The sequence below is a fragment of the Paenibacillus sp. FSL P4-0113 genome, from assembly GCF_038009305.1.
Classification (GTDB): Bacteria; Bacillota; Bacilli; order Paenibacillales; family Paenibacillaceae; genus Paenibacillus; species Paenibacillus polymyxa_D.
This window is the reverse complement of the sequence record NZ_JBBPAZ010000001.1, coordinates 367844-380254: the sequence shown is the minus strand read 5'-3', so window position 1 is coordinate 380254 and position 12411 is coordinate 367844. Positions and strand designations below refer to the sequence as shown.

Below are 12411 nucleotides of genomic sequence, written 5' to 3'. Positions count from 1 at the left end.
TAGTGTTTTAATAAGTCTTAATATATATTAGTAATTAATTTTTGTCCAATTCTAACACTCCTAAAAAATTAGCGGCCGCTTCGTAAAAGAAAAAAGCGGTCGCTATCTATAAGCCTTCATTTATATATAATTAAACACTGGATTATTTATAAATTAACGTTTCAAGCTTTCACCATTCGTAGCAATAACTTCTTTATACCAATGAAACGATTTCTTCGGATATCTTTCAAGTGTACCGCTGCCATCATCGTGACGATCTACGTAAATGTAGCCATAACGTTTCTTAAGTTGAGCGGTCGATGCGCTGACAAGGTCAATACATCCCCAAGACGTATAGCCCAAAACCTCTACTCCGTCCTCAATAGCTTCTCCAACTTGAACCAAATGATCATTCAGGTAGTTGATCCGGTAGTCATCTTCAACCGTTTTTTCGCCTTTTTCATTTGTAATCAGTTCATCAACGGCGCCCAGACCATTTTCAACGATGAATAGTGGTTTTTGGAAGCGATCATAGAACGTATTCAGGACATAACGCAAACCTTGCGGATCAATTTGCCAGCCCCACTCACTTGCCTCAAGATGCGGATTGATGACACCACCAAGGATATTACCTTCACCTTTGACTTTTTTAGCTTCGTCAGCTGTCTCACAAGTACTCATATAATAGCTGAACGAGATAAAATCAACGGTATGTTTCAAATCTTCGGCATCACTTGGTTCAAAGTGAATAGTAATTCCGTTTTCTTTAAAGAAACGTTTCATGTAACCTGGGTATTGACCTCTTGCGTGAATATCGGCAAATGCCATGTTTCTGTGATCAAATTCCATCGCAGCAATGACATCGTCTGGATTTGGTGTCAGCGGATAAGTAGGCATACTCAGCACCATACAGCCAATTTTGAAATCAGGGTTGATCTGATGACCGATTTTTACCGCTCTTGCACTCGCTACAAGCTCATGGTGAATAGCTTGATAAAGATCTTGCTCACTAAGTTGATCTTTTGGTGTGCTAATTCCTCCACTCATGAATGGTGCTTCAAGAATGGAGTTGATTTCATTGAAAGTCAACCAGTATTTAACTTTATCTTTGTAGCGATTAAATACAGTTGTAGCATAGCGCTCATAAAAATCAACAAGCTTACGGTTTACCCAACCATCGTATTCTCTGGACAAATGTAAAGGTGTTTCATAGTGAGATAGTGTAACGAGTGGCTCAATTCCATATTTGTGAAGTTCATCAAACAAATCATCATAAAATTGCAAGCCTTTTTCGTTAGGCTCCAGTTCGTCACCTTTAGGGAAAATACGTGACCATGCGATAGAAGTACGGAATACTTTGAAACCCATTTCCGCGAAGAGTTTGATATCTTCTTTATAATGATGATAAAAATCAATACCGATCAATTTCATGTTATCTTCTGTGGGTACATCCGTAACGGGCCCCCAACCACCACGAGGAGTTACATCCTGAATGGACCAGCCTTTTCCATCTTCTTGATAAGCGCCTTCGAGCTGATTAGCAGCAACTGCTCCGCCCCACAGGAAATCTTTTGGAAACTGTGTACTCATATTTTCTCCGCCTTTGCTGATGTTTTTATTAACTAGGATAGAAACACGTTACCTCTATGCTAATGTGTTATAAAGTACTTCTAATTGAATCTTAAGGTTTGTAACGCGTTTCATGTCAAGTTTTATTTTAAAAACATCCAGAGCTTATCATAGTATTATCTCCAATAATTACTCCCATATTTATAACTCTTCTATATATTGAGTAAAATGACTATTCTTCAAATGGCGGATCTACATGAATATCTCTATCTGGTTCAGTACTTACCCAGCGTGTAAAGATAACCTGAAATCCGGCTCGAGTCGGCGCGCAGGCAAAAGGACCTGCCTGTTGTCCCGTTTCATAAGGAAAACGTGCTACACGTACAGTGCGCCAGCTTTGATTTTCGGTTCGGGCTCTAATGATAACCGCATCCTGTAGTTGTGAAGCACGGATCGTGACATTTTTCCCTACCCAATCGGGTACAGGAGCTAATGACCAATCGGAATAGCCATCTGTGACTACGACTGCCAGCTGAGGAATTCCGTCATTTAATTCGATTCCGGCTTTAATCCACTTTTGTTGTCCTTGATACAGCATTATACCGGCCTGATCGTAAAGCTCCGTAAATGAGCCTAATTGAAACGTGACTTCGATGGCAGAGCCTTCTTCCCAGTCTGTAAGCAGGGAATGTCCGCTACTGCGTTCAAACCCATACAAAGTTTTTTCCCAGTAGTCGCTTCCTTCTCTGGTTTCAACTTTAAGGAACTGGTCTTCTTCTATGGATGATACAGGATGATTAGTCCATGTCCCTGTAGTCCATGCAATCGATTTTTGATTCATTAATCTCATCCTCTCATGCTTTATTGAACGATGCCCTATTTCCTTTTCTCCACCAATTGCAAATTGTACGTCAGACTTTCAAGGGTCACTGAAATCAACCCAAACATGTATTCATCATGAGTATCGTTTTTCACAAAAATTTCGGGCATATGTTCTTTGGGTACATCTTTTAGACAGCCGTTATAAATATCGTCCAACAGATTCGGCTTGGATAACTCTCCAGTCAAAGCGATAGATACAGGGTCTATAATTGCAATAATGGAAGTTATCGTTTGGATCGCCAGAGGAACAAATCCCTCTGTGCTATTTAACTGTTTAAGCTGTTCCTCTCTTGTTAAATCAAAAGGTAAGAAGGAAACTTCCCCCGCAAATTTGGTATTTCCTTTTAACAAATGTCCATCGACAATAAAACCCGCTCCGGGGAAATTGTCTTTTGGAAACGTAACAATAGCAAAGGTTTTATCCTCATCATAATTCTGCATGTTATAAAATCCGTAGACTGTTAAATGCATATCATTTTCAATGGTAACTTCTAATCCGTATTTATCTTGAAGCTGTGGACCTACAGGGACTCCTATGAGCAGGTCGAGATCACAAACATCGATAATTCCTTGATGAACAACCCCGGGGATGCCAATTCCAATGGCTTTGACGTTTCCATAGTTATTAATCAGCTCTCCAATTTTGGTTTCTATGACCTCATAATCAATATGAGGCACAATGGAAGTATTCTCGATGATGATATCACCAAGCAAATTAGCAACAGCATAAGTAAGAGAATGTATACCGCCTTCCGTTTTCACATTTAAACAGATAATATAAGAATAATCAGCGTTATATTTGTAACGTCTAGCCGGACGTCCGCCGTTCGACTCTTCCAATTCCGTCTCTATTACTTCCCCGGTTTGAAGAAGCTCATTCAGAATATTTCCGCAGGTTGCCACACTAAGACCTGTGATACTGGCTATCGATGACTTGGTTGCATATTCCTTGGATTTCAGTGTGTTTTTAACTAACTCTACATTAATTTGTTTAACCCGAATGGTGTTATTGGAGACTGGTTGTATTTGAATACACTCCTTTTCCAGTATTTATTAAAAGGTTTATAATAAGTTGTAATATAACGCTCTGCCTGTAAAAAGTCAATTTGTACGCCTTTTCCTCTTCTCCTCTATCATCATGCTATACTATAAATAAGAAATAAATTTTTAGTGCAGCATTTCTGCGTTGAAAGTCACTTAAATAGGGGGAATTCTGTTGTCAGCTATTGAGTATATAGCAATAATCGCGTTGCTCCTCTCCGTCATACTTTTAATTAAGGTCTACAGCCTTCAATCTCGACTTAATGACTTGAAATCCGACGTGGAGCGGCTTGAAAATCGTTCAGGAATACAAGGAACATCGCTGTCAGGCACCATTGCTGCCACTCCTCCACACATTCTAGATGCAAGAGCTTCAGAAGATATCAATGAAAGGTTGCTCCTGCTAATTAGGGAAGGAAAAAAGATTCAAGCCATAAAAGAACTGAGAACTGCTCAGGATCTTTCCCTTAAGGATGCAAAGGAATATGTGGATCACTTGGAAAAACTCTAAAGAAAGGAAGAAACAAGATGAGTGCCAGTAAAACAAACGCCATGCGCATATTGGACGGGCAACATATACAATACAATATTTTGAGTTATGATCATCAAGATGGAAAAATAGACGGTATGAATGTGGCTGAGAAAATCGATAGAGCCCCGGAGATAGTATTCAAAACTTTGGTTGCACATAGCAAACAAAATTTGTTTGTTTTTGTAATTCCTGTACATAAAGAGCTTGATCTCAAAAAAGCAGCCAAATCCGCGGGAGAGAAAAAAATTGAAATGCTTCCAGTTAAGGATTTGCAAAAGTATACGGGATATATTCGCGGTGGCTGCTCCCCCATAGGAATGAAAAAGCTCTACCCCACTTTTATCGACCAGCCTGCATTGGAACGGGAAGCCATCGTTGTGAGCGGTGGGAAAATTGGGACCCAACTGGAGTTGAGTCCACACGATTTAGCTCAAATCATTCAGGCACAGTTTACAGATCTGACGCATACAGCATAAAACTCACCACATGATCATAAAATCTTTATGCGTATTTTCTCTTATCCCATGCTTCATCAAGCTTCAACCTGGAGAGGAAGATCTAATGATGCATAATGATTACCCGAAAAATGCAAGAATCCCCCAACCCATCAGAAGTGATGGTGCTGGGGGTATCGACAAGGGTCCACGGGATGTGATGAGGGATCTACAGAATCCCGATATGCTGGTTCCCCCCGTAACGGACAATGGTCTCATTCCAAATATGAGATTTTCTTTTTCTGATGCCCATATGCAGCTTAATCATGGTGGGTGGTCAAGAGAAGTAACGGTAAGGGAATTACCTATTGCTACAACCCTTGCCGGGGTGAATATGAGTTTGACACCGGGTGGTGTACGTGAGCTTCACTGGCATCAGCAGGCGGAATGGTCATATATGCTGTTGGGAAGTGCTCGCATTACGGCAGTTGACCAAAATGGACGTAATTTTATTGCTGATGTGGGTCCTGGGGATCTCTGGTATTTTCCTCCTGGCATTCCGCACTCTATACAGGGGCTTGAGGATGGGTGCGAATTTTTGCTGGTTTTTGATGACGGCAGTTTCTCCGATCTGAACACCCTATCCATCTCGGATTGGTTCGCACATACTCCCAAAGATGTACTTTCTGCAAATTTTGGTGTACCAGAAGCTGATTTTGCAGCGATTCCTCAAGACCAAGTATACATCTATCAAGATTCCATTCCCGGTTCAATTCAAAGCCAAGCGGTTCCCTCTCCTTACGGAACGTTGCCCCAATCCTTCAAGCACGAATTATTAGCCCAGCCCCCAATCAAAACGCCGGGCGGAAGCGTACGAATCGTCGACTCCTCCAATTTTCCGATATCCAAAACCATCGCAGCTGCTCTTGTTGAGATTGAACCCGGTGCCATGCGGGAAATGCACTGGCATCCCAATAATGACGAATGGCAATACTATCTTGCCGGGCAAGGACGGATGACTGTCTTTGGCGGTAATGGTGCAGCCCGTACGTTTGATTTCAGAGCCGGGGATGTTGGATATGTGCCTTTTGCTTACGGTCATTACATTCAAAATACAGGCTCCAGCACACTTTGGTTTCTTGAAATGTTTAAAAGTGACCGTTTTGCAGATGTTTCCTTGAATCAATGGATGGCCCTTACGCCTACAGAACTGATTCAGAGTAATTTACATGTAGGTACTGATGTGACTTCTAAATTGCGAAAGGTCAAATGGCCCGTTGTCAAATATCCCAGTTATTCTTATGACCCTAAAAAGAAATAACTATAAGAGGTCCGGTGATTACTATACAAAAAAACACCGTATCGAAATACGGTGTTTTTACAAACTAATTAACAAAAACTATTCCTCAGAGTCTACATTGTGGTAAACCTGCTGAACATCCTCCAAATCTTCTAATGCATCAATCAATTTATCAAATTGAACCTGTGCATCTTCTGGAAGTGAAATATCATTTTGGGCAAGCATGGTGAGCTCAGCAACGGTAAACTCAGTTACTCCTGCTTGTTTGAAAGCTTCCTGCACAGCATGGAATTGATCAGGCTCTGCATATACGATGACGGCTTCATCTTCTTCAATGATGTCACGCACCTCTACATCTGCCTCCATCAGCAGCTCCAGCACTTCATCTGCGGTTTTACCCACCAGACCAATAACTGCTGTTGAATCAAACATGTAGGCTACAGATCCGCTCACGCCCAGGCTACCGCCATTTTTAGTAAAAGCAGAACGCACATCCGATGCTGTACGATTAACGTTATTGGTCAGTGCATCTACAATGACCATGGAACCGTTCGGTCCGAAACCTTCATAACGAAGTTCTACGTAGTTTTCATCGCCAGCACCTTTTGCTTTTTCAATAGCACGGTCAATGATTGCTTTGGGTACATTGTACGTTTTTGCACGTTCTAGAACTACTCTTAGTACCCGATTGGATTCAGGATCAGGTTCGCCTTGTTTGGCTGCCACATAAATTTCCACGCCAAATTTAGCATATATACGACTCGTATTAGCATCCTTGGATGCCTTCTTTTCTTTAATGTTATTCCACTTACGTCCCATAATATCCCGCTCTCTTCCTGTATGAATATACACAACGAACTTCATTATATCCTTGTATATTATATCTCCTAAAGGACATACGAACAAGTTTAAACAACTCTGTTATGGAAAAATAAACAATTCTACCTAATTAGGGATGCTTGAAAATGTGTACTTTCATTTCTCCTCATCTATGGACAATCTCCCTATCCATGTCTAAGATGAAGAGGAAGTCTGACTTGAAGGAGATCATTCACTTGGATGTCTTGTACAAAAAGTTGAGCCATAATCATGAAATCACAGTATACGAAACCACCGAGCTGTATGGTGAAAAGGGATTATTTCGGGTGATGCAGTTTTCAAATACAGCCGTCCAAGGCGCGGTGGACTTGAATCATCCACAACGCATTTTGTTCGAATATCCGAGAGCAATTATCCATCTTATGGAGCTGAACGATCCATCATTTGAAGATGTATTTGTTATCGGGCACGGTATAGGTACAATAGCGGGTCATTTTACAGATAAACGTTTTAAGATTGCCGAGCTGGATGCACAAGTTGTAGAGTTCAGCCGAACATTCTTTGGATACGATCAGGATAATGTGACTGTTGGCGATGGACGACGCCTTCTGGAGAAGGAAGCGCCGGATGCTTATGACTATGTTATTTTGGACGCCTTCACGGAGCTGGGTACGCCCTTGCATTTAGTATCCTGGGAATTTTTCAAGATGGCCAAAGAAAAGCTGGATTCCGAAGGCTCCCTGATCATGAATTTAATGGGCAAAAGTGAACACGACCATTTGATCCATGCCATTCATACAACGTTACGTGAAGAATTTGCCTATGTCTCAACTTTCTCGCTCCCCTCGGAAGGCGCTGCCGACGTTCAAAATATCATTATGATAGGTCGGGACAAGCCAATCCGGTTTCAGGCACGTCAGATGGCGGACTTTCATGAGATTACACTCGGAGAAGGCCATATTCTACGGGATATAGATGCTTAGTGTAGTTCCAATATTCGTCTCTCTACATCTTCAATACGAATCGTCTCTTTGTTGCAGCTTTTTCGTTCCACTAACTCTACTTTCCCGTGTTCGGCATCTTTACCTACGATGATGCGCACGGGAATACCTACTAAATCGGAGTCTTTGAATTTAACCCCAGGCCGTTCCTCCCGATCATCCAGCAGCACCTCCACACCGCGATCTTGCAGCTGGTTGTGTAATTTCTCGGCTATTTGCATCTGAAGCCTGTCTTTCACAGAAATCGGAATAATATGAACTTGAAACGGGGCTAGTGCATAAGGCCATATCATTCCGTTCTGATCGTGATTTTGCTCTACAATGGCAGAAAGGATCCGGGATAAGCCAATGCCATAGCAGCCCATAATCATCGCTTGCTCAGCTCCAGACGCATCCAGAAAGGTCGCACCCAGCTTCTCACTATATTTGGTGCCCAATTTAAATACGTGTCCGATCTCAATTCCACGATGAAGTTTCAATTCCCCTTCGTCACATCGAGGACATCTATCCCCTTCTATGACATTGCGCAAGTCAGCCACATGCCGAAGATCTATATCGCGCCTTGGGTTCACATGTCGATAATGGTAATCCAGCTCGTTCGCGCCTGCGATACCGCTGGACATTTGGACAACGGCGTAATCCACCCACACAGGGATTGTCAATCCGCATGGGCCTATGAACCCCGAGGGGGTTCCAGTCGCCTTTGACACGATGTTTGTACTTGCTATTTCGAATTTTTCACTACCTAAAATATGTTTAATTTTCACTTCGTTAACCTCATGATCCCCCCTAACAACTACAGCAATAGGTTGATCGTCAGCCATATAAATCAGTGTTTTGATGATTTCTTTGGGCTCTATGTGAAGCGATTCAACCAGTTGATCTATTGTACACAGGCCTGGAGTATGGAATTTTTCCATTTTAGCTGTATCAAAAGAAGGAGGGCTGACTTGTTCATTTTTATATGAGACAGGAGATATTTCTATTTTTCCCGTCGATCGCGCCACGGCTTTTTCAAGATTAGCTGCATATTCACAGCAGGTACATGCTACAATGGTGTCCTCTCCAATATCAGCTAGAGCCATAAATTCATGGGTTTCACCTTCGCCACCAATGGCACCCGCATCTGCTTCTACTGCACGAAAGTTTAGACCACAGCGAGTGAAAATGCGATGATATGCCTGGAACATGGTCGAATAGGTATGATCTAGTCCTTCCCAATGTGCATCAAACGAATAGGCATCCTTCATCAAAAATTCTCTACTGCGAAGCAGGCCAAATCGCGGACGTCGTTCATCCCGAAATTTGGTTTGAATTTGATACAACGTTACAGGCAATTTGCGATAAGAATTCACTTCATTTCGTATTAAAGACGTAATGACCTCTTCATGTGTAGGCCCCAAAGCAAACTCCCGACCATGCCGATCTTGCAAACGCATCAACTCAGGACCATAAACATCGTATCTTCCTGATTCTTGCCACAGCTCCGTTGGCTGCAATACAGGCATCAGCAGCTCCCCAGCCCCTACGCGATCCATTTCATCCCGTACGATTTGCTCTACTTTTCTGAGCACCCGTCTGCCCAGGGGCATATAGGTGTACATTCCAGCCGCCAGTTGGCGGATAAATCCTCCCCGCAGCATAAGCTGATGACTGATCACTTCAGCTTCTGCGGGTGCTTCACGCAAGGTTGTCAGTAATAATTGGCTTTGGCGCATGTGTAGCTTCCTCCTTGTTGGACGATAAAATGTACGCAAAAAGACACATCCGTCAGGGACGAATGTGTCGTGGTACCACCCTTCATTTGACCGTAGCCATACACGGAACGGTCCTTCATTAGATTACGGCGTCTAGCCGGTAACGGTTTATCATACAAACCGCTACAGCTCGCAAGGCAGGGAAACGTTCATTCGCGGCGAGAAACCTTTCAGCCCATGAGTTTCTTCTCTGTACAGCGAGTATTGAACCTTTGATCCTTGGTCTACACTATTCCTATATATTACAATTTTCACCACTTTACACGAAATGTAATTTCTAGTCAAGGAGATAATCTTCTGCAACACAGCAAGAAACTCGTTACCCTGCTCTGCCTGTAAGGGCCGCATAGAATAGATCAGTCTGTCCATCATACAACATGCTCCTTTTACAAATTCAATAATTGAGGCCATTACATACGTGAAGCTCCAAATATGCGCTGTTGTAGGTTAGAGTTCTCTTGATTAATTATGTATCATTCTTTTTAAAATACACGCCCTTGAAAAACACAAAATTTTGCGTATGTGTGCCATACAGCTCCTGAAACCTAGAATGAAGTTTATTCATAGAAAGAGTCTCTGAGACCGTCCGATCCGTTTGCAGGGTCAAGTCGACACAGCTAATTCCAAATTGGCACACTTGCTCCATAGGATAACCTTGGGTAATTCCATATATCATCCCGGCAATAAAAGCATCATCTGCGCCTGTGACATCAATGACCTCTTGAACGGGATGAATGGGAATTTGGCCATGAGTTCCATCCTGAGAGGCGTACAAAACACGATCAGCACCGCAGATAAAAATGACATTCTGAACTCCAAGTTTGTGAAAAATTCGGGTGGCATCCAACATATGCTGATCATCTGTAAGTTCTAGCTCCAAATAGGCTTCAGCCTCCACCGGTTTACATACCAGCCACTCCACTCCATGCAAATTTCGGGGAAGCTTTCTCATCTTCGAGGCCGATACCGAAGAAACGACAATCGGAATCCGATGCTCATGACAGACATGTATGGTGGCTGCAATTACGTTCATAGAGAAATTAGTGTCCAGCAGAACGAGTCGGGATGAGGCAATTAAAGGAGCATTTTCAAAAATTACTGAAGGACGAATCTGATCATAAATCTCCATTTCTGCTGTCGCTACAATCAGTTCACCACGCTCGTTCAGCAAGGCAGTATAAACCCCAGTTGACGGTTCACCTTTGACTTGCAGAGGAACCACGTGCATGTAACGGCTGGACTGTTCGATAATAAATTCACCTTCCGCATCGTCCCCAACTGCGGTCAGCAAGCTGACCCGCTGGCTCAACCTCCCTAAATTTTCGGCTACATTTCGTGCTACCCCACCGCAAGATTGCAGTCTTGTACTGCTCGGATTGGAGGTATGAAGCTGAAATGTACCTTTAATCATGATTTTACGATCCAAATTGGCCCCCCCGATACATAGTATTGGTTTGCTAGAGGGCCAAGGCTCGTCCTGTTCATTTTGGTGGATTTTTTTTAATTTCATCATTTGACTCCTTTCTCGAGTCTATTCGTTAAAATGATTTAAATTTGTACAGAAATAGGCACTATATAAAATTAACACGTTCCAAATGTCATATTCCCAAGAATAATGTCGAGTTCGTTAAAATATCCTAAAGTTACACATGCAAAAAAACACCCTATTGTAAAGATATCTTTCACTTTTACGATAGGGTGATTGGGTTGGAACTACAGCATAGTTCTTCCTTACATTATGTTATTCAGGATTTTTGCAAAATCCTCTATTTCAAAATAAATAGAGCTGCTCCGTGAGGAGGTAAATCTGTGGACAGCTCTTGTGCTAAAACACCTAAATCTACATGGTTCCATAAATCTCTGGCATTTGCCTGACCTTCAATACCAAGGTCTTTTAAGGATACACGCACCTTTGAAGATTCATCCCCAGCATTAAACAAAGCTGCATATACATGCCCTTTCCCGTTATGTGAAGTCCAAACGATATGTTCATCCTTTCTATACACCTGCCGTGCATTCAAACCGTTGCGATGAGCATTTAACACTTCTTCATTAGTCAGCAAAGAAAGAGTCCATGCATCATTATCCCGCAGTTCGCCTCCGAACATCAGGGGAGACCGGAAAATGCTCCACAAGGTCATCATCGTTAGCTGCTCATCCTTAGTAAAGCGTGTCCATCTGTCATGGCTGCCGGAATCTACCGAATCTACCGAACGAATACCCAGATGACCCAGTGGCAGCATGTCGCAATCCGGCCAGTGACCTGGACCTACATGTTCTGCCCATTTCTCGCAGCGCTCAAACATACCATACAGTAAAGGCCATACATCCCAGAAGTCATCAGTCATACGCCACATATTCGCGTTTGCGATTAAATCAGATGCATACTCCAGCGGTGCAGGACCAGGCGATAGACTCAACACCATCGGACGTCCGCATTGGGCGATAGCCCGCCTAATCAATTCAATTTCCGCCAAATGAATACCATAGAGACGTGATGCAGCAATGTCATCTACTTTGACAAAATCCACACCCCATTCCGCATACAGATCAAACAACGAATTATAGTACTCCTGTGCGCCTTCCTTGGATGCATCTACCCCATACATATCTGTGTTCCAGGGACAAATAGAGTTGGGATGCGCAATTTGTCTCGCCGTGGCTGTGGTTCCCAAAATCGGGGTATCCTGATGCACCGCCTGGCGGGAGATGCCTCTCATAATATGTATACCAAATTTCAATCCCAGACCGTGTACATATTCCGCAAGAGCTTGGAAGCCTCGTCCATCTGCTGCCGAAGGAAACCGATTCACCGCTGGAATAAGACGTGAAAATGAATCCATTGCCAATGGGACAAACGGGCGATACTGTGAAGATACTGCTCCTGACTCATACCACTGAATATCTACCACGACATATTCCCAACCATATTCCTTCAGATGCTCCGCCATATATTGAGCATTTCCCCGTACTTCCTCTTCCCGTACTGCTGCACCGTAGCAATCCCAGCTATTCCACCCCATAGGTGGTGTATGCGCTGTCAAATGATGCTTCATTTCATTCATCCTTTCATCCAGTAGATCTCATCCTGCTACCA

At 42.9% G+C, this 12411-nt stretch carries 11 protein-coding genes; 4 read left to right on the top strand and 7 right to left on the bottom strand.

Annotation, left to right across the window (positions count from 1 at the left end; genetic code table 11):
* Positions 1-153: 153 nt before the first annotated feature.
* From MKX46_RS01475 to MKX46_RS01465, 3 genes are all read right to left on the bottom strand, one after another.
* Positions 154-1569, bottom strand: coding sequence for a glycoside hydrolase family 1 protein (locus tag MKX46_RS01475; RefSeq protein WP_029515108.1), 1416 nt, complete (start codon positions 1567-1569; stop codon positions 154-156).
* A gap of 211 nt (positions 1570-1780) precedes the next feature.
* A complete protein-coding gene (locus MKX46_RS01470) occupies positions 1781-2389 on the bottom strand; it encodes a DUF1349 domain-containing protein (protein WP_029515109.1) in 609 nt (202 codons plus the stop codon).
* Positions 2390-2424: 35 nt separating this feature from the next.
* Positions 2425-3333 (bottom strand): ROK family protein, encoded by a 909-nt coding sequence (locus MKX46_RS01465; RefSeq protein ID WP_341070796.1) that lies wholly within the window; start codon positions 3331-3333, stop codon positions 2425-2427.
* A gap of 313 nt (positions 3334-3646) precedes the next feature.
* Between MKX46_RS01465 and MKX46_RS01460 the strand changes: the two genes are divergently transcribed.
* From MKX46_RS01460 to MKX46_RS01450, 3 genes are all read left to right on the top strand, one after another.
* Positions 3647-3982, top strand: coding sequence for a ribosomal protein L7/L12 (locus tag MKX46_RS01460; RefSeq protein WP_341070795.1), 336 nt, complete (start codon positions 3647-3649; stop codon positions 3980-3982).
* Between the two features lie 17 nt (positions 3983-3999).
* Entirely contained in the window at positions 4000-4479 is a 480-nt protein-coding gene (ybaK, locus tag MKX46_RS01455; protein ID WP_341070794.1) for a Cys-tRNA(Pro) deacylase, read from the top strand.
* A gap of 88 nt (positions 4480-4567) precedes the next feature.
* A complete protein-coding gene (locus MKX46_RS01450) occupies positions 4568-5758 on the top strand; it encodes an oxalate decarboxylase family bicupin (protein ID WP_341071889.1) in 1191 nt (396 codons plus the stop codon).
* Between the two features lie 78 nt (positions 5759-5836).
* Here MKX46_RS01450 and MKX46_RS01445 read toward each other — a convergent pair whose 3' ends face one another.
* Complete coding sequence (locus MKX46_RS01445; protein WP_013310214.1) at positions 5837-6556, bottom strand: YebC/PmpR family DNA-binding transcriptional regulator; 720 nt, start codon at positions 6554-6556, stop codon at positions 5837-5839.
* Between the two features lie 218 nt (positions 6557-6774).
* Between MKX46_RS01445 and MKX46_RS01440 the strand changes: the two genes are divergently transcribed.
* Positions 6775-7539, top strand: a complete 765-nt coding sequence (locus MKX46_RS01440) for a spermidine synthase (protein WP_340957767.1) — start codon at positions 6775-6777, stop codon at positions 7537-7539.
* Here MKX46_RS01440 and MKX46_RS01435 read toward each other — a convergent pair.
* From MKX46_RS01435 to MKX46_RS01425, 3 genes are all read right to left on the bottom strand, one after another.
* Positions 7536-9275 carry a proline--tRNA ligase gene (locus tag MKX46_RS01435; protein ID WP_341040468.1) on the bottom strand — a complete coding sequence of 580 codons (1740 nt, stop codon included), beginning with the start codon at positions 9273-9275 and terminating at the stop codon, positions 7536-7538. The two genes, MKX46_RS01440 and MKX46_RS01435, sit on opposite strands and share 4 nt — an antisense overlap.
* A gap of 505 nt (positions 9276-9780) precedes the next feature.
* Positions 9781-10824: a carbohydrate kinase family protein gene (locus MKX46_RS01430; RefSeq protein ID WP_039274589.1), complete on the bottom strand. Its 1044-nt coding sequence runs from the start codon at positions 10822-10824 to the stop codon at positions 9781-9783.
* Between the two features lie 256 nt (positions 10825-11080).
* Complete coding sequence (locus MKX46_RS01425) at positions 11081-12370, bottom strand: glycoside hydrolase family 27 protein (protein ID WP_340932115.1); 1290 nt, start codon at positions 12368-12370, stop codon at positions 11081-11083.
* Positions 12371-12411 lie beyond the last annotated feature (41 nt).